The following is a 17493-nucleotide window of genomic DNA, read 5'->3' as shown; positions in this document are numbered from 1 at the left end:
TCAATTGTCTTGATGTCCAAAAAAGTGCTTCATTGAAATAATATCTCGTTGAAGTGTTGCAACAGGAATTGTTATTTACGCTGATGCGGCAACGGAATCGACAACACATCCCAGTCGCTCCCGGCGAATAGCTTCGACAGATAGACGATTTGTCCGACATGATACCCATAATGCGACACTTGGCGTTCGATCGCGTCAATCACGGAATGGGCTTCCCCTCGAATCATCACATTCTTCCCTAAGTCATCTGGTGTCAAATCAGCTAAAACATTATCCAACAGTTGCCAACGCTCGTCCCAAACCTCCATGAGCTCCGCACGGGATAGCTGCTGGTCCTCGAACTCGGCGTCCCGGTCACGGTCCGGCTTCTCGCCGTCTGTCGTCAAAAAATCGGTCCAACGCGACTTCATGTTATTCGCCATGTGCTGGATGATCAAGGCGAGCGAGAGTGTGTCCGACGCAAGTGTCTTGTGCAGGTCCTCTTCACTCACTTGGACGAGCGCGCGCTCAGCGAGTTGTTTCTGGCTTTTAAACGTAGCACGTACGGTATCGAGATATTGCATTTCAAACATAAAAACATCCTCCTTTTCATATGTATCCATTTTGACTATACCCCACATTCATCCCGGTCAAAAACTATAGTAATATTATAAAATTGGCGTTATACTAGTCTTATCGCGCAAGACGCCACCGCGTAGTCGGCATGAGGGTGCCTTGTTTTGGTTTTCACGTGAGTCATGTCGCGTGGTCTCTTTTCGGTTTGAGGGTTCACCCATCAATTGTGTCGATTGCGTTTGTCCGTGAGTGGATGAGCGCGATTTTTTTGTATGCAAAAAGTGTGAGACACGAGGTCCCACACTTCTGATTACGCATGCTCTAACCGAAACTCTTCCCAATGATCACGGGCCTGGTTCCGGATGCGCTCCGATACTTCCTTGCTGTTGAGGAGGATCCCATACCAGCGACGCGCATCCTCGTAGTAGTCGAGCGCGGCCGATAAATCGGCAATCCGTAGCATAAGTTGATCGTACGGTAATCCGGTTCGAATTGGGTCCGTATACGCTTCTTGCACCTCATTGTATTTATCGAGCGTCCGCTGCATCCATTCCTTTTCAGACGCTACATCCCCAATTAATCGGTACATCCATACGATTCGCATCCCGAGCATAGCGATGACAGATGGTTTTTGTCCGCTCAACTGGGCCGTCATGACGGCGAACTTATAGAGGAGGATGACGTGCTCATACGAGCGGTCACCTTTCAACACATCCGGGTTCACTTGATTGAAGTAGTTCGTCTCGAGCGCTTCTCGGTTGTGTTTGCGCACCTTGTCGAACGAGTCGTGGAAGACGAGGTGACAATGGTCGCAGACGGTCGGCTCGTATAAATACGGGTTCGGTCCGTCATACGTCGTGTAGCCATCCTTCTCGACTTCGAGTGGTCGGATGTGACGTGATAAGACACGGTTCGTCTTACTTTCCTGTAAACAATACGGACATTTGACTTTCTTCAAAAATAAATGCTCTGCCATCTCGACACCTCACACATAGACGTTGACGAGCAGTCCGCGAATCTCACCGACCTGGTCGAGTAAGGAGAGGCGAGAGGCCTCACCTGAGATGACCTGATCCGTCAGAGCGAGGAGTTTTTGGTCGACTTGTTCGACGACCTTATAAATCTTCGCGCGGCCGCGGCGATTGAATCCGCGTTTATCTTCGAGACGGAGTGCCGCGTCAACGGCCTCTTTCATAAAGTCTTTAATCATTTGTTTGTAGTCGGCGAGCGCCTCGACGGTCTGACTCTCGGCGAGCAGTTCTCCTTGTTCATGAATCGCGGCGATTTGACGCTGGAAGCGTTCGTATTCCCGGTCTTCGCGCTTTTGACCGATCACGTTTTGGAAGGAGACGCCGGGTTCGACTTCGGGGCGTTTCGCCTTACTTGAGCCGAGGAGCGATTGCGTCTCCATGATGCGACGAATGTCCATATGGGCAACCGTCCTTTCTTTAGGTTAGTTCAATAATTGTAACACGCCTTGCGGCAATGCGTTCGACTGGGCAATCATCGCCATGCCGGACTGATTCAAGATGTTTAGACGGGCGAAGTCCATCATTTCACGGGCCATATCGGCATCACGGATTCGTGATTCAGATGCCGTCAAGTTTTCTGAGCCGATGGCGACGACGCTGACGTTCGCTTCTAAGCGATTTTGGATGGCTCCGAGTTTTGAACGTTCGAGTGACACTTTGTTGATGGCTGCATCGAATTTCGAAATGGCATCACCCGCATCCTCAGGTGTCAACACACTCAATGCATAATACGTTTCAGTGGGTGTCGTCGAATCGTTGTCATGGTCGACGGCAGGAAGTTCCCCGCCACCAGGTGTCAACGTCGTGATATCGAGTGCGTGCGCCCGCATATCTTGTACGTTTAAGATGACGGCTTCGTTGTTGCCGGCACCGATTTGGAAGAATAACGTGCTCTTCCCTTGCATATATTCCCCGTTCATAATCTTCTTCGAGTTGAATTCGGTCGTCTCCGCGATCCGGGTCACTTCGGCAGTCAATGCGTTAATTTCTTCCTGGACAGCTTTGGCGTCGTCTTCACTGAGCGTTCCATTTGCTGATTGAACCGATAATTCACGCATCCGTTGGAGAAGGGCGTGTGTTTCGTTCATTCCGCCTTCTAGCGTCTGTGTGAGCGAGATGCTGTCGAGCGTGTTGCGTTCTGCCATCGAGAGGGAATCGAGGCGCATCCGCATCTTCTCCGAGATGGCGAGACCCGCTGCATCGTCCGACGCCTTATTGATGCGGACTCCGCTCGAGAGACGGTCCATCGTCTTCTTCATCGATGCCTGATTCAGGGAGAGCGATGAGTAGGCTTTTAAGGCTTGGACGTTATTGGTAATTTTCATAGCGGTTTCCTCCAGTCGGGACAGATTGAGTCTTTGCACGCTCCATCGCTTCGCTCCACGTTTGATCGAGGTCGCTCGCGAGCGTATGTAGTTCGGCGATTTTTTTCTTATCTTGGTCGATGATTGCTTCGACGCTGGCGTTCGCCATGTAAAGATAGATTTCATCGAGTTGAGCCGCGATGATTCCGCCGCCGTCATGGAGTCCTTGGTGGAGCTTGACCAACAGCTCCCGGGCTTGGCGAAGGTGGCGGTTCCGTTCGGCGATCGTCGAGTCTTGGGCACGTTCATAGTGATAAACGAGTGCATGAAGCATCGCTTGCGTGAGTTCTTCTGGCCTCATCTCATATAGTTGGGTTGAATTCATCTTTGTTCTCCTTTGATCGAATCAAGTTCCTCTATCAACAACAACACTTCTGCCATCACGTCATACAGTTGGGGCGGGATGGCATCCCCTAAGTCAAGGTCGAGCAGGTGGCCGAGCAAGGAATGGTCGTTCTCGACCGCCACACCCCGGGCACGTGCTTCCTGTAAAATCTTTTCAGCGACGGCTCCGGTCCCGCGGGCGACGACGACGGGCGCTTTGTCCGTCGTTTCGTCATAGCGGACGACCGCGGCCGTCTTTCGTTTCGTCAAATCCATGCGTTGGTACATCGGGACCTCCTAAATTCTAAAGTCATAACCGGTCGTCGGTGCGATCGTTGGCTCTTCGATGACACGCTCCGCCTTCGTGAGCGGTTTGAACTGGGTCGTCACACTCTTATATCCGATCGTCTCGAGCGTCTGTTCGATCTTCCCGAGAAGGGGACGGGCAAGACGTTCGACCGTCGCATCGTCATGTTCAAGCGTGAGTCGGAGGTTTCGGTCCTTCGCCTCAAGCTTGACGCCAATCTCTCCGAGGCGAGGGGTCTCCAAACGAATGTAGAGGACACTGTTCTCCCAGTCGACGACGTCCCCGGCCTCCCGGTTTTGGATATGGACATGGATTCCGGTGTCGATCTCTTGAACTTTTGCCGGTAGGGCGAACAAGAGTTGATGGAGCTGACCGCCATCAAGGCGGTTGAGCGTCTGTTGGACTTGGAAGAACGAGGCGAGGCGTTGCGCCTCGGGGTTCGTCGTATCTCCACGTACCGATAAAGCTGATGTCGGCGTATTGGACGTCGCTTGGGCGAGCTGTGCCTGTGTCTGCACACGTTGCGCTACTTCCTGGATGTGTCGTCCAGATAATGTCGAATCGAGCTTGAGTGGCGCGACGGTCGGCATCTCGCCGGCACGTGTCGCCCCGTGCGGGATATATTCGATGCGTGTCTGGTTCGGCGCATAACGGAAATCATTCAGTGCCGCCCGGACCTCTTTGACGAGTGTCGCACTCTCTTGTGGTTTCGTCGCAAGCAACGACAACGCGACGTCGAGTTTGGCCGTCATGGCGACCAATTGCTTCTCTTGCGTCACGTCGGTATGAAGCAAGGCGTCCGTCTTTTGGACGAGTTGTGTCAGACGGGTCGAGACGGTCTCGAGGGCAGGGCGTGCCGCATGCGGGTTCGTCTCGATCAACGTAGCAACTTGTCCGAGTTGTTTCGTGACGGTCGCCTGCTCGTTTCGGAACGTGTTCGTGACGGTCGCTAGATGTGACGTCACTTCCTTCACCATCACTTGCTTCCCGTTGATTGGAGGAAGCGGCATCGCTTGGCGCGATTCAGATTCAATCGGACGCGATGATATCGGTGTCGTCGGCGTGAGGTCACGGATGACCCGGTCAATCGTTTCCGGTGTCGGCGTGAAGCGTTCACTCACGGGACGTGACAGATTGACGAGTTCGACATACCGCTCTTTTTGTGGGTAAGGAGCGTTCGGCGCCGGCGGTGTGATCTGTTGTTTCGCTTCGTTCAAAGAGAGGACGGCGATTTCCCGGGCCATCTCACGAGGAACGGTCGGAGTGTCGAGCGTCTTCAAATGTAGGATGACGTCCCGCATGTCCCCTTTGAACGCCGTCTCGAGAAGGCGTACCGTGTCTTCGTTCATCGGCAAGCGTCCGGATTGTAGCAGACGGCTGACCGCGCTTCGTACTTCAGGTGGAAGGGAAGCGAGGAGCGTCTGAATCTTCGCATCAAGCTTTGACGACGCGGACGCAGGTGGTGCGGATTCAAGTGTCTCTTCCTTTGGAGGAACGACGGTCGCCATCAAGACGCCGTCCTGTTCGGCGAGCGTCACTTGGAACGGGTTCGTTTTCGGAAGCCCATCTTTAAATGTGACCTCGACTTCTTCACCGTTGATCTTGACAATTGCGGAGTCGGGTCCTGTTTGTTTGACGAGTTCGGCCTTGTACGTCCGGTTCGTCTGGATGCCTGGTAAGACCGAACTGACGGCGGTCGCTTGGGCTTGAATTTGCATGTTTGTCACCTCGACCATAATATCGACCTCTTTTTAAAAAAATGAAGCGATACAATAGAAAAAAACCTTCCGTCTTTTCGACGGAAGGCGTGTCAGGACTCGAGCACGGGGCTCGCGTTCAATTGTTGGAACCGGGCGACAAGTTCACCTGTCGCTTTGAGCTGGTTCCGGAGGACGTACGGTGTTGCGTTCGTTTGGATTTGATGTCCATCAGTCGTGAGGACAAGCCCGTTCGGCTCACCCTCAATGTTCAGTATGTCTCGAATATGGGACCAGGCATACCATTCACAATCGTCTCGTTTTGGAGACTTCGTCGGGAAGAAGACGAGTCCAGTTGTCGGTTCAATCACGACAGGGACTTTCCCTTTTACGCCGGCGACGCGTTTGGCGATGAAGATTCTTTCCTCGATCGAGCTGTTGTACTGGCGGCAAGAAAGTTGCAACAACTGGTACGGCCGGAGCGGGGTTGAAATCTCGGTGCCATCCTCGAGAATGATCCGTGACTGCTTCATGATGTCAAAGCAAGGGAGAATCGCCACGGTTCGCTTTGTGATGCGATATTTTTCCTCAGAATAGTAGGAGCGCATACGCTGCACCATCCTCCTCGTATTAGATTTTCAGGATCGGCTAAAGACAAACGGCACAAACCTAAATCATCCCTTCAATGATATATCACAAAAAATGTAAATTCAACAAGACAATATGAAAAGTAGGGAAATATAATTCCAATGAAAGCCAAATGACGAAACGTTTACAAATATTTGAGAAAGTATTTGTCACGTTTACAAGAAGGTGGTAAGATTAGCCGTAGAGGACAATCCTCTGTATTCTCCAATGGTGAAAGGAATGGATTTACACATGGTAGGTAAAGTAAAATGGTTTAACTCAGAAAAAGGTTTTGGATTCATCGAAGTTGAAGGCGGCAAAGACGTGTTCGTACACTTCTCAGCAATCCAATCTGAAGGCTACAAATCACTTGACGAAGGTCAAGATGTAGAGTTTGAAATCGTTGATGGCGAGCGTGGCCCACAAGCGGCTAACGTTGTAAAATTATAATTTCAAACCGCGAAGCCGGCTCCCTTGGGAGTCGGCTTTTTATTTTGTCTACATAATAAAAAAAGGCGTTTAAAAATGAGTGGAATGGGTATTTTCTTTCTATACCTTTCGCTCGTTCTAGGAAATGTTGAATTCGGAACAAAATTGTCATTATTTTCTGATGATAACGTTTTCAATCGTAGCGTTTTCGGGGTATAATATGAGTGAGCCACCTGGTTCCCCTTTCTTTTTTAAGAAATGAAGCAGGAGATTCCGTCTCGTTCGACGAATCATTGGTTCAAGCGGTTATTTCTAAGGAGGAGTTCAGATGATTTATAACATTCGCGGCGAAAACATTGAGGTCACACCAGCAATCAAAGACTATGTCGAGAAAAAGCTGGAGAAGTTGACTCGGTATTTCACAACTCCTACGGATGCACAGACGGCTTACGTCAACTTGAAAGTGTATAACGAGAAACAAAAAGTGGAAGTGACGATCCCGATGCCGAACTTGTTGCTCCGTGCTGAGGACATCAACCTCGACATGTATGCGGCAATTGACCTCGTCGTCGATAAATTGGAACGTCAAATCCGTAAACACAAAACGAAACTCAACCGTAAAGGACGCGGGAAAGAAGGTGGCGTCGGCGAGTACTTCAAGTCTTTAGAAGGACCTGATGATACACCGGCCGTCTACGATGAGGACGAGGCAGAACTCGAACTCGTGCGGACGAAACGCTTCACGTTGAAACCGATGGACACGGAAGAGGCGATTCTTCAAATGGATATGCTCGGTCACAGCTTCTTCGTCTTCTCTGACGCAGAAACGGGCAACACGAACGTCGTCTACCGTCGTAAAGATGGGAAGTACGGCTTGATCGAACCTGAATAATATACATGACACTACACGACCTCCCGGCTTCGGGGGGTCGTTTCCTTTTGCCTTTCCTTGAAAGGTGGCACCACTTCGGTTAAACTGTACATTAGGGAAAAAACATGCATTTTTTAGTGAGTGCAGAGGAGATATGAGTATGGCGAACTTTTTGAAAGAGTTATTTGCTCCACAGAAACGAATGTTGAAAAAAGCAGAGAAAGCGGCCGACTTGATCGAGTCGTTCGCCGAACCAATCAAAGCATTGTCCGACGAACAGCTTCAGGCGAAGACGGAAGAGTTCCGGGAACGTCTGGCGAAAGGCGAGACACTTGACGACCTCTTGCCGGAGGCGTTCGCGGTCTGTCGTGAGGCATCGGAGCGTGTGCTCGGGATGCGTCATTACCGTGTCCAGCTCATCGGGGGCTATGTGCTCCATAACGGCGACATCGCCGAAATGAAAACCGGTGAAGGGAAGACGCTCGTCGCGACACTTCCTGTCTACTTGAACGCGCTCACTGGCCGTGGCGTACACGTCGTAACGGTCAACGAATATTTGGCGAAACGAGATAAAGAACTCATGGAGCCGCTCTACTTCGCACTCGGTCTCTCGGTCGGCCTCAACGTGTCGAACATGGACCGTGTCGAGAAACAGGCGGCCTACAACTGTGATATCACGTACTCGACGAACAACGAGCTCGGGTTCGACTACCTCCGTGACAACATGGTCCTTTATAAGGAAGACCGTGTTCAACGCGAGCTCTACTACACGATTGTCGATGAAGTCGACTCGATCCTCGTCGATGAGGCGCGTACTCCGCTCATCATCTCAGGATCGGCTCAAAAGTCGACTGAACTCTACACGCGTGCGGATGCGTTCGTCCGTACGTTGAAAGAAGGAGACGATTATACGGTCGACGTGAAGACGAAATCGGTCCTCTTGACGGACCAAGGGGTCGACCTCGCCGAGAAGTTCTTCGGCATCGACAACCTGTTCGCAATCGAGCACGTCGCCGTCAACCACCACGTCGGGCTCGCCCTTCGTGCGAACGCGGTCATGCATCACGATATCGACTATATGGTACGTGAGGGGCAAGTCATGATCATCGACCAATTCACGGGTCGTGTCATGGACGGACGCCGCTACTCGGAAGGTCTTCACCAGGCGATCGAGGCGAAAGAAGGCGTCGAGATTCAACGCGAATCGATGACGCTCGCGACAATCACGTATCAGAACTACTTCCGGATGTACGAGAAGCTTGCCGGGATGACCGGTACGGCGAAGACAGAGGAAGAAGAGTTCCGTAACATCTACAACATGCAGGTCGTGACGATTCCGACGAACAAACCGATCCTTCGCGATGACAAGGCAGACCTCATCTTCAAATCGATGGAAGGCAAGTTCAAATCCGTCGTCGAAGAAATTTCGGCAGTCCACGCAACGGGACAACCGATCCTCGTCGGTACGGTCGCCGTCGAGACGTCTGAATACTTGAGCAAACTCTTGACGAAGAAGAAGATTCGTCACGATGTCTTGAACGCGAAGAACCACGCCCGTGAGGCGGAAATCATCGAGAATGCCGGTCAAAAAGGTTCCGTCACGATTGCGACGAACATGGCCGGTCGTGGTACCGACATCAAGCTCGGAGAAGGTGTCATCGACCTCGGTGGTCTTTACATCATCGGGACAGAGCGTCACGAGTCACGCCGAATCGATAACCAGCTCCGTGGTCGTGCGGGTCGTCAAGGGGACCCGGGTAAATCCCAGTTCTACTTGTCACTTGAAGACGAGCTCATGCGTCGCTTCGGAACGGATAGCCTCCAAAGCATGATGGAGCGTCTCGGGATGGATGACACGCAACCGATTGAGAGCCGCATGGTCTCGAAAGCGGTCGAGTCAGCGCAAAAACGTGTCGAAGGAAACAACTACGATGCGCGGAAGCAGCTTCTCGGTTACGACAACGTCATGGCCGACCAACGGAAGGTCATGTATAAGGACCGCTCGAGCATCCTCGAGAACGAGTCGGTCACGGATATCGTCCGTTCTATGATGGCGCAGACGGTCGAACTCGGTGTCGGACAATACACGCCGATCGAACTCGTACCGGAAGAATGGAACATCGACGAACTCGCGCACTGGGCCAACCAGACGCTCGCGCTCGAGAAGACGGTCGAAGGCAAAGACTTCTTCGGCAAAGAACGTGAAGAAATCATCGAACTCCTCATGGAGCGCGTGAACGAGCAGTATGAGGCGAAGCGTGAACTCGCGCCGCCCGAACGCTTCAACGAGTTCGAGAAGATCATCGTGCTCCGTGCCGTCGACTCGCACTGGATGTCCCATATCGACCATATGGATCAGTTACGTCAAGGGATTCACCTCCGCGCTTACGGACAGAACGACCCGCTTCGTGAGTACCAAGCGGAAGGGATCAACATGTTCGACGCGATGAATGCGGCAATCGCAGAAGAAGTGACAGGCTTCGTCCTTCGTGCCGAAGTCGGGGACAACCTCCGCCGCGAGAAAGTCGTCGAAGAGGAAGTCGCCGTCTCTGGCAAGAGCGATGCACCGGTCAAGAAGAAACCGGTCCGTCGTTCGAAAGAAGACAGCATCGGCCGGAACGACCCGTGCTGGTGCGGTTCTGGCAAGAAGTTCAAGAACTGTCACGGTAGACAACAGGCTTAATTATTGAAGAGGCGGGTCCGCTCGCCTCTTTCCTACGGAAAGGTGAATCACACTATGGAAATTTCAGATATTCGGAACGAACTAGAGGCGATGGCGAAACGCCTCGAGAATTACAGAGCGTCTCTCAACTTGACAGAGAAAGAGGCACGTATCGCCGAGCTCGAGAACGAGATGACGTATCCTGACTTCTGGGACAACCAGGAGAAGGCACAAAAAGTCATCGATGAGTCAAACGGACTCAAAGCGATGGTCGACAAGTATCAAGACCTCGCCAATCAACATGAGGACGGCGAAGTGACGCTCGAACTCATCAAGGAAGAGCCGGACGCCGAGATGCAAGAAGAGCTCGCGGAATCGATTCAAGCGCTCAAGAAGGAGTTTGATGACTTCGAACTCGAGATCCTCTTGAACGGACCATACGACGCGAACAACGCCATCCTCGAATTGCACCCAGGTGCGGGCGGTACCGAGTCACAGGACTGGGCATCGATGCTCCTTCGGATGTATCAACGTTTCGCTGACAAACAAGGCTGGAAAGTCGAGACGGTCGATTACCTCCCGGGTGAAGAGGCGGGCGTCAAGTCGGTCACGCTCCGCATCGTCGGTCATAACGCATACGGCTACTTGAAGGCAGAGAAAGGGATTCACCGCTTGGTCCGTATCTCGCCGTTTGATTCGTCAGGTCGTCGACACACGTCGTTCGTGTCATGTGACGTTATGCCGGAATTCGATGACGACATCGAGATCGAAGTACGGACAGAGGACCTCCGTATCGACACGTACCGTGCATCAGGTGCCGGCGGTCAGCACATCAACACGACGGACTCTGCCGTCCGGATCACGCACGTGCCGACGGGCGTCGTCGTTTCGTGTCAGACCGAGCGCTCACAGATCAAGAACCGTGAGTCGGCGATGAAGATGTTGAAAGCGAAATTGTACCAACGCGAACTCGACGAGCAGCAACGAAAACTCGACGAGATCCGTGGGGAAAAGACGGACATCGGTTGGGGTAGCCAAATCCGTTCGTATGTCTTCCACCCGTATTCGATGGTCAAAGACCACCGGACGAACTATGAAGTCGGGAACACGAGTGGCGTTATGGACGGCGACGTCATGCCGTTCATCGATGCCTACCTTCGTAAAACAAATATGTGATGCATGTGGCTCAAAGACACCTGTCTTTGGGCCATGTTGTGTGTAAAGGAGACTTTCTTTAATGAAGCAAATCGTCAAAGACTATCTGTATTTGTTGACCGGCTCAGTGTTCGTCGCCTCGGCCTTCAGCTTATTTCTGTTGCCAAACAATCTGGCATCAGGCGGGGTGAGCGGGATCTCGGTCATCACGTATGAGCTGTTCGGCATCTCGCCGGGGGCGTTCCAGCTCGTGGCTAACGTGTTACTTTTGATTATCGGTTGGGCCATCCTTGGACTCGGCTTCGGGGTGAAGTCGCTCGTCGGCTCCATCTTCTTACCGGGTGTCATTCTTTTCTATGAGGCGATCGATGCCGGTGCGGCCGTGGACGATACGCTCCTCGCGGCCATCTTCGGTGGTGTCGGCGTCGGGGTCGGACTCGGGCTCATCTTCCGGGGGCGCGCCTCGACAGGGGGGATGGACTTGATCGCGCAGGTCTTACATAAGTTCACGCACATCCCGCTCTATCTCTGTATCGCCATCCTCGATGGCATGGTCGTCTTGACCGCGGCCTTGACGTTCTCGTTCACGACCGGACTCTATGCACTCATCGCGTTATTCATCACGGTCAAGATGATCGACTTCGTCCAGCTCGGGTTCACACAGGACAAGATGGCTTACGTCATCTCGGAGAAGCGGGACTTTATCGTCCGGGCCGTCTTCGAGGAGCTTGACCGCGGAGCGACAGAGATCCAAGCGATCGGAGCGTATTCACGTCTCGACCGTCCGATGCTCATGATCGTCGTCCGTCAGAGCGAGGTGAGTCGATTGAAGGAAATCATCCGTCGGATCGACCCAGAGGCGTTCCTCGTCTTCAGTGAGGCACATGAGGTGCTCGGACAAGGGTTTACGTCTGATAAGCGTTACATCAACGTGCCGTAAGTTGTGGAATCTTTGTGTACTTTTCGTGAGATTAGGTTAGAAAACATACGTTAACGGCTATAATGGTAAATGTAGGTCATTTCTACAACTTAGGAGGGGAACGTGGTTATGAAAAAATGGATGATGGCCATCGGCCTCGGCGCCATGCTGACACTCGGCGCATGTGGCGGCGGTGAAGAAGAGGATACATCGAGCAACGGGGATTCGGGCTCGAACACGGCATCGGTTGACGCGGAAGCGGTATACGCACAAAACTGTGCGGCATGTCATGGTGCGAACCTTGAAGGAATGAGTGGTCCGTCACTCGAGCAAGTCGGTGCTCGTCTGTCGGCAGAAGAGATTGAAAACGTCATTCGAAACGGTCAAGGCGCGATGCCTGCGAACGTCATTGAAAAAGACGAAGAGATCACAGCGGTCGCCGCTTGGCTCGCTGAGAAAAAATAAGATTCGACAGCATGAGGTGGAACACACCTCATGCTTTTTTGTTTTGGGTGTTAAGGCTTGGGGAAATATTGTTAAGGTAACGTGAGACATAGTGGAAATGGAGTGATGACGATTGAAGACGAAACTGATTGACTGGCCGACTTTTATCGGCTCGTTTGTATTACTGTTAGGGGTGACGTTACCGCTCATCTTCTTCCCAGAGACCGGTAAAGCGTGGGTCGGTGCGGCGAACGAATACATGACCTCTAACTTCGGCATGTTGTACTTAGCAATGGGCTTAGGTGCGTTCGGATTTTTGATTTTCATTGCCTTCAGTAAGAATGGTCATATCAAATTAGGTCGTGAAGATGAAGAACCCGAATTTAGTTCATTCTCTTGGGCGGCGATGTTATTTGCTGCCGGCATCGGGTCCAGCATCCTCTATTGGTCCGTCATCGAATGGGTCTATTACTATGAAGGTCCGCCGTTCGGGCTGACACCGGAGTCACCGGAAGCGATTCAATGGTCGACAGCATATGGGATGTTCCACTGGGGACCGATCGCTTGGGCAATCTATACGTTACCGGCACTGCCGATCGCTTATTTCTTTTACGTCCGTAAGAAATCCGTCTTAAAGGTAAGTGAAGCGGTACGTCCCGTTATCGGAAAATGGGCAGATGGACCCCTCGGTAAATTGATTGATATCTTATTTATCTTTGGATTATTAGGTGGTGCCGGGACGACGCTCGCCCTCGGTACCCCGATGATTGCCGAAGGGGTCAACGAACTGACAGGGATTCCCGTCACGCTCGGGATGCAGGCCGTCATCATGTTGATTTGTACGGTCATCTTCGCCATCAGTTCTTACATTGGACTGAAGGGTGGCATCAAAGTACTCAGTGACTTGAACATCTGGCTCGCCCTTGGGATTTTGACGTTCGTGCTTATCTTTGGTCCGACTCGATTCATTATGGAGACGACGTTCAATGGAGTCGGAATCGTCATGGATAACTTTTTCCGGATGGCAACGTGGATGGAACCGTTCGGTGACTTCGGTGGCTTCACATCGACCGGGTTCCCGGAATCGTGGACGGTGTTCTATTGGGCATGGTGGCTTGTCTATGCACCATTCGTCGGATTGTTCGTCGCCCGTATCTCACGCGGTCGTACGATTCGGAATATGATCTTTGGGACGATGGTGTACGGAACGCTCGGATGCATCTTGTTCTTTGGGATTCTCGGAAACTACGGGCTCTACCTTCATCTAAGTGGGACGTTCGATGTTGTCGGGTACATGGCGGCGAATGGCCCGGCACCTACAATCATCGCCATCATCGGCCAATTGCCTTTCGGGAAAGTCGTCATCGGCGTCTTTACGCTTCTTGCCATTATCTTTTTGGCGACAACGTTCGATTCATCATCATACATCTTGGCATCGGTCACGCAAAAACATGTCGAGGATGAGCCGATTGTCTGGAACCGTCTCTTTTGGGCGTTCGCGCTTGCTATCATGCCGCTCACGCTCATGTTCCTCGGCGGACTAGAGACGCTCCAGACAGCGAGTATCGTCGGTGGATTCCCGCTTATCCTCATCATGTTCCTTCTTGCTTGGTCATTCGTCCGCGTATCGAGTCGGGATATCCGGGCTTCCGATGACTATGAATCCTCAACGATTCATATCAAGTATCGGAAACGGAAAAAGTCGCCGTTTGATGCATTGAAAGAAAAACCACACGATTAAATGTGGCGTATTGGTGAAGGGTGTTCCTTAGGGAGCACCCTTTTGAAGTGCGGTTTCAACATTCTCTGGGAGATTAAGAAAGTGAGGTTCTTCGCGACATTTTCACATCGAACTCAATCGAACTGAAACAATCCTGTAATGGTGTTTTAAAAGTCGGATTGATATAATTGTAGTCGCTTCAACATATGCCCTAGATGATTTTTTGACCAGGCTAACATAAAAAAGCGACACCTTGACAGAGGGAGCCGTTTCCTGTAAAAAAGACTCTAGGCGAAATATACAGTAACTAAAATAATCGATTCAAATTCGTCATAGATGCTTAAAAATAATTTAAAAAGGGTAGGGAATACGTTATGATCTCGATGCAAAAAGTCAGTAAAGTATATCCGAACGGCGTCGTCGCCATGGATGACCTCGATCTAGAGATTCGCGACGGCGAGTTCCTTTATGTCGTCGGGCCTTCCGGTGCCGGAAAGTCGACGTTCATGAAGATGATTTATCGTGAGGAGAAGCCGACAGCCGGTCAATTATTGATTGACGGACTCGATGTCGGGAAAATTAAAAACCGACACGTACCGAAGCTACGCCGTCAACTCGGCGTTATCTTCCAAGACTTCAAATTGTTGCCGTCACTTACGGTATATGAGAACGTAGCGTTCGCATTAGAAGTTGTAGGAGCGGACACGTCTTCGATTCGGAAACAAGTCATGGATGTGTTGAACCTTGTCGGATTGAAGAACAAGGCGCGCAACTATCCCGACGAACTATCAGGTGGAGAACAACAACGTGTCTCGATTGCTCGCGCAATCGTCAATAAGCCAAAATTGATCATCGCCGATGAGCCGACAGGGAACTTAGACCCGGAAACAGCATGGGGCATCATGGAAGTGTTTGAAGAGATTCACCGCCGCGGAGCGACAATCGTCATGGCGACACACAACCGTGACATCGTCGATAAGATTCGTCACCGCGTCATCGCGATTGAGAACGGGAAAGTCGTGCGCGATGAAGAGAAAGGAGCATATGGCTATGATATTTAAGACTGGATTGCGCCATTTGCGTGAAGGGTTCAAAGGAACACTTCGGAATGGATGGATGTCGTTCGCGGCGATTAGTGCCGTGACCATTACGTTGCTACTTGTCGGTGTATTCGCACTCGTCATGTTCAACATCAATGAAATTTCAGATAACGTCGAAAATGATGTCGAGATTCAAGTGTTCATCACTCGTACAGCGGATGAGAACTCGGTTGAGAAACTCGGGGAGAACATTGAACAGGTGCCGGGTGTCTCGACGGTCACGTTCAGTTCAAAAGAAGATGAGCTAGCGAAGTTCCAAGACCAGCTTGGCGATGATGCGGCTGCATACGGAACGGTTGAAAAAGACAACCCGCTCCACGCCCGCTATATCGTCAAAGCACAAGACCCGACAGAACTAGAGGAAGTGGCCAAATCGGTCGGTTCACTCGATAATGTGGACGATGTGAAATACGGAAAAGACTACATCGATAAAATGTTTGCCTTCTTCAACGGGATTCGCATCGGTGGACTCGCGTTGATTGTCGGTTTGACATTGATGGCGATGTTCTTGATCTCAAATACGATTAAAATGACAATCTTCTCGCGTCGCCGTGAGATTGAAATCATGCGACTCGTCGGAGCGAAAAACAGCTTTATCCGCTGGCCGTTCTTTATCGAAGGATTGCTCCTTGGAATGCTTGGGGCTCTCGTCCCGATTCTTGTCATTTATTTCGGATATGACGTTGCATATAGTGCTTTACAACCATCGCTTGATCAATTGAATAGTGATATATTTAAGTTGATTGATCCATCGACGCTAACAGTCCAAGTATCGCTTGTTTTACTTGCACTCGGTGCGTTCATCGGAATCTGGGGATCGACGACATCGCTCGGTCGTTTCTTGAAAATCTAACTTAAATAAGGAGGAGTTGGCGGATGAAACGTTCGCTTGCGCTAGGGTTGTGTGTATCGTTACTTGCCATGCCGGTCATGGCGACAGAGAAAGACACGTTGAAAGCTCGACAAGATCAACTGTCCAATGAGTTGGAGGAGTCGAAAAAAGCGCAGGCCGAGACGGATGCCGAACTCGAGATCACCGAGGCAGAGCGTGATGCCGTGAAGACGGAAATACACGTCGTCGACGACCGGTTGAATGAATTGAGCGAACAAATCGCCATTCAGCAGCATGAGGTCGATACAGCCCGGGCAGAACTCGAGTCGACCCGCCAACAACTTTCCGTTCAGGAAGAATACTTGGAAAGCCAGAAGGAACTCGTGAACGAGCGCCTTCGCGTTTTGCAAGTACATGAAGACACTTCCTATTTACAAGTCATTTTTGAGTCCCGTTCCTTCGGCGACTTCGTGACACGGGCTATGACGGCCCGCACGATCGCTGAACAGGACCGGGAGCTCATACATAATTATATGAGTGAGATGGAACGTTTGGAGTCGCTCGAGTCGACACAACGTACCCAGCTCTCTTTCATCAAGCAAAAAGAGCGCGAGCTCGTCATCACCAAGCAAGACCTTGACCGGACGGCCGAGAAGAAACGTGACCTGTTGGTTGAACTGAACGAACAAGTAGAGCAGCTCGAGCTCGAAAAGATGACGCGCAGTGAAGAGCAGGCGGTCATGGCTGAACAGAACCGCATCATCAGTGAACAACTAGAGGCGATTGCGACTGCCGAACGAGAAGCCGCAGAGGCGGCGGAACGTGCCAAACGTGAAGCTGAGGCGCGTGCCGCTGAAGAGCGAGCACAAGCAGAAGCGGAAGCCCGTGAGTCGGAGGTCGAGGAGGCACCAGAAGTGACCGCACCAACCGAAACACCGACGAATGTGTCCACGTCCACGGGATTCGTTCGTCCTGTGTCCGGTTATGTGTCTAGTCCGTTCGGTCCACGAGACAACCCGTTGACAGGTGTGCCGGAGATTCACAAGGGCATCGACCTCGTCAATGCGTCTGGAACACCAATCGTGTCAAGCGCACCAGGTGTCGTCATCAAGGCGGCACCGGCGACCGGATATGGAAATGTCGTCTTCGTTTCGCATGTCATCAACGGTGAGATTTGGACGACCGTCTATGCCCATTTAAATGCGATCACAGTCGGAGCCGGTCAACAAGTGGCGGCGGGACAGACGGTCGGAACGCTCGGCAATACCGGCTGGTCGACCGGTCCCCATCTTCATTTTGAGTTACACCGAGGAAAATGGGCACCGGGACAGCCGAACGCGATTGACCCAGCCCCGTATATTGGATACTGACAGAAGCGGACGCGTCCCAAATATGTGGAACGCGTCCGCTTTTCCTCTAGTTTTTGCTATACTAATGAAAAGACTTACAAAGAGAA

At 51.6% G+C, this 17493-nt stretch carries 18 protein-coding genes; 10 read left to right on the top strand and 8 right to left on the bottom strand.

Annotation, left to right across the window (positions count from 1 at the left end; all coding sequences use genetic code 11):
* Positions 1-71 precede the first annotated feature (71 nt).
* From KNO68_RS07390 to KNO68_RS07355, 8 genes are all read right to left on the bottom strand, one after another.
* Entirely contained in the window at positions 72-572 is a 501-nt protein-coding gene (locus tag KNO68_RS07390; RefSeq protein WP_215112249.1) for a DUF1572 family protein, read from the bottom strand.
* 293 nt (positions 573-865) lie between these two features.
* Entirely contained in the window at positions 866-1531 is a 666-nt protein-coding gene (locus tag KNO68_RS07385) for a DUF2225 domain-containing protein (protein WP_214816089.1), read from the bottom strand.
* A gap of 9 nt (positions 1532-1540) precedes the next feature.
* Complete coding sequence (locus tag KNO68_RS07380) at positions 1541-1984, bottom strand: YaaR family protein (RefSeq protein WP_012726952.1); 444 nt, start codon at positions 1982-1984, stop codon at positions 1541-1543.
* A 24-nt stretch (positions 1985-2008) separates the two neighbouring features.
* Positions 2009-2911 carry a flagellin N-terminal helical domain-containing protein gene (locus tag KNO68_RS07375; protein WP_215112248.1) on the bottom strand — a complete coding sequence of 301 codons (903 nt, stop codon included), beginning with the start codon at positions 2909-2911 and terminating at the stop codon, positions 2009-2011.
* Positions 2895-3275 carry a flagellar protein FliS gene (locus KNO68_RS07370; RefSeq protein ID WP_215112247.1) on the bottom strand — a complete coding sequence of 127 codons (381 nt, stop codon included), beginning with the start codon at positions 3273-3275 and terminating at the stop codon, positions 2895-2897. The genes KNO68_RS07375 and KNO68_RS07370 overlap by 17 nt, the downstream gene beginning before the upstream one ends.
* On the bottom strand, positions 3272-3562 hold the full coding sequence (locus KNO68_RS07365; protein ID WP_012726949.1) for an EscU/YscU/HrcU family type III secretion system export apparatus switch protein: 291 nt from the start codon (positions 3560-3562) through the stop codon (positions 3272-3274). Before KNO68_RS07365 ends, KNO68_RS07370 begins: the two co-directional genes overlap by 4 nt.
* Before the next feature lie 9 nt (positions 3563-3571).
* Positions 3572-5317: a hypothetical protein gene (locus KNO68_RS07360; RefSeq protein WP_078147325.1), complete on the bottom strand. Its 1746-nt coding sequence runs from the start codon at positions 5315-5317 to the stop codon at positions 3572-3574.
* A gap of 74 nt (positions 5318-5391) precedes the next feature.
* Positions 5392-5898, bottom strand: coding sequence for a competence protein ComK (locus KNO68_RS07355; protein ID WP_235189275.1), 507 nt, complete (start codon positions 5896-5898; stop codon positions 5392-5394).
* Between the two features lie 259 nt (positions 5899-6157).
* Between KNO68_RS07355 and cspD the strand changes: the two genes are divergently transcribed.
* The 10 genes from cspD (at position 6158) to KNO68_RS07305 (ending at position 17407) form a co-directional block, all read left to right on the top strand.
* On the top strand, positions 6158-6355 hold the full coding sequence (cspD, locus tag KNO68_RS07350) for a cold-shock protein CspD (RefSeq protein ID WP_012726946.1): 198 nt from the start codon (positions 6158-6160) through the stop codon (positions 6353-6355).
* Between the two features lie 307 nt (positions 6356-6662).
* Complete coding sequence (gene hpf / locus KNO68_RS07345; protein WP_012726945.1) at positions 6663-7226, top strand: ribosome hibernation-promoting factor, HPF/YfiA family; 564 nt, start codon at positions 6663-6665, stop codon at positions 7224-7226.
* 139 nt (positions 7227-7365) lie between these two features.
* Positions 7366-9888 carry a preprotein translocase subunit SecA gene (gene secA, locus KNO68_RS07340; RefSeq protein WP_215112246.1) on the top strand — a complete coding sequence of 841 codons (2523 nt, stop codon included), beginning with the start codon at positions 7366-7368 and terminating at the stop codon, positions 9886-9888.
* A 54-nt stretch (positions 9889-9942) separates the two neighbouring features.
* The gene (prfB, locus tag KNO68_RS07335) at positions 9943-11043 is read left to right on the top strand and encodes a peptide chain release factor 2 (RefSeq protein WP_078147323.1); all 1101 of its coding nucleotides are present in this window, start codon (positions 9943-9945) and stop codon (positions 11041-11043) included.
* Between the two features lie 61 nt (positions 11044-11104).
* Positions 11105-11962 carry a YitT family protein gene (locus tag KNO68_RS07330; RefSeq protein WP_031422849.1) on the top strand — a complete coding sequence of 286 codons (858 nt, stop codon included), beginning with the start codon at positions 11105-11107 and terminating at the stop codon, positions 11960-11962.
* 108 nt (positions 11963-12070) lie between these two features.
* On the top strand, positions 12071-12406 hold the full coding sequence (gene cccB, locus KNO68_RS07325) for a cytochrome c551 (protein ID WP_031422851.1): 336 nt from the start codon (positions 12071-12073) through the stop codon (positions 12404-12406).
* Between the two features lie 112 nt (positions 12407-12518).
* Positions 12519-14126 (top strand): BCCT family transporter, encoded by a 1608-nt coding sequence (locus tag KNO68_RS07320; RefSeq protein WP_214683865.1) that lies wholly within the window; start codon positions 12519-12521, stop codon positions 14124-14126.
* Between the two features lie 353 nt (positions 14127-14479).
* Positions 14480-15166, top strand: coding sequence for a cell division ATP-binding protein FtsE (gene ftsE / locus KNO68_RS07315; RefSeq protein WP_078147321.1), 687 nt, complete (start codon positions 14480-14482; stop codon positions 15164-15166).
* Positions 15156-16058, top strand: coding sequence for a permease-like cell division protein FtsX (ftsX, locus tag KNO68_RS07310; protein ID WP_031422854.1), 903 nt, complete (start codon positions 15156-15158; stop codon positions 16056-16058). The genes ftsE and ftsX overlap by 11 nt, the downstream gene beginning before the upstream one ends.
* Before the next feature lie 23 nt (positions 16059-16081).
* The gene (locus tag KNO68_RS07305; protein ID WP_214683866.1) at positions 16082-17407 is read left to right on the top strand and encodes a murein hydrolase activator EnvC family protein; all 1326 of its coding nucleotides are present in this window, start codon (positions 16082-16084) and stop codon (positions 17405-17407) included.
* Positions 17408-17493 lie beyond the last annotated feature (86 nt).

The organism is Exiguobacterium sp. s75, assembly GCF_018617145.1.
In the GTDB taxonomy this organism is placed as follows: Bacteria; Bacillota; Bacilli; order Exiguobacteriales; family Exiguobacteriaceae; genus Exiguobacterium; species Exiguobacterium profundum.
The sequence above is the reverse complement of the archived record's forward strand: the minus strand, read 5'-3'. Positions and strand labels throughout refer to the sequence as shown.

What these genes read in the sequence shown, in the direction of transcription:
- ftsX (WP_031422854.1), top strand. Translation starts at nt 15,156, where the DNA reads ATGATATTTAAGACTGGATTGCGCCATTTGCGTGAAGGGTTCAAAGGA.
- KNO68_RS07330 (WP_031422849.1), top strand. Translation starts at nt 11,105, where the DNA reads ATGAAGCAAATCGTCAAAGACTATCTGTATTTGTTGACCGGCTCAGTG.
- KNO68_RS07385 (WP_214816089.1), bottom strand. Translation starts at nt 1,531, where the DNA reads ATGGCAGAGCATTTATTTTTGAAGAAAGTCAAATGTCCGTATTGTTTA.
- cspD (WP_012726946.1), top strand. Translation starts at nt 6,158, where the DNA reads ATGGTAGGTAAAGTAAAATGGTTTAACTCAGAAAAAGGTTTTGGATTC.
- ftsE (WP_078147321.1), top strand. Translation starts at nt 14,480, where the DNA reads ATGATCTCGATGCAAAAAGTCAGTAAAGTATATCCGAACGGCGTCGTC.
- KNO68_RS07370 (WP_215112247.1), bottom strand. Translation starts at nt 3,275, where the DNA reads ATGAATTCAACCCAACTATATGAGATGAGGCCAGAAGAACTCACGCAA.
- KNO68_RS07380 (WP_012726952.1), bottom strand. Translation starts at nt 1,984, where the DNA reads ATGGACATTCGTCGCATCATGGAGACGCAATCGCTCCTCGGCTCAAGT.
- prfB (WP_078147323.1), top strand. Translation starts at nt 9,943, where the DNA reads ATGGAAATTTCAGATATTCGGAACGAACTAGAGGCGATGGCGAAACGC.
- KNO68_RS07375 (WP_215112248.1), bottom strand. Translation starts at nt 2,911, where the DNA reads ATGAAAATTACCAATAACGTCCAAGCCTTAAAAGCCTACTCATCGCTC.
- hpf (WP_012726945.1), top strand. Translation starts at nt 6,663, where the DNA reads ATGATTTATAACATTCGCGGCGAAAACATTGAGGTCACACCAGCAATC.
- secA (WP_215112246.1), top strand. Translation starts at nt 7,366, where the DNA reads ATGGCGAACTTTTTGAAAGAGTTATTTGCTCCACAGAAACGAATGTTG.
- KNO68_RS07390 (WP_215112249.1), bottom strand. Translation starts at nt 572, where the DNA reads ATGTTTGAAATGCAATATCTCGATACCGTACGTGCTACGTTTAAAAGC.
- KNO68_RS07305 (WP_214683866.1), top strand. Translation starts at nt 16,082, where the DNA reads ATGAAACGTTCGCTTGCGCTAGGGTTGTGTGTATCGTTACTTGCCATG.
- cccB (WP_031422851.1), top strand. Translation starts at nt 12,071, where the DNA reads ATGAAAAAATGGATGATGGCCATCGGCCTCGGCGCCATGCTGACACTC.
- KNO68_RS07360 (WP_078147325.1), bottom strand. Translation starts at nt 5,317, where the DNA reads ATGGTCGAGGTGACAAACATGCAAATTCAAGCCCAAGCGACCGCCGTC.
- KNO68_RS07365 (WP_012726949.1), bottom strand. Translation starts at nt 3,562, where the DNA reads ATGTACCAACGCATGGATTTGACGAAACGAAAGACGGCCGCGGTCGTC.
- KNO68_RS07355 (WP_235189275.1), bottom strand. Translation starts at nt 5,898, where the DNA reads ATGGTGCAGCGTATGCGCTCCTACTATTCTGAGGAAAAATATCGCATC.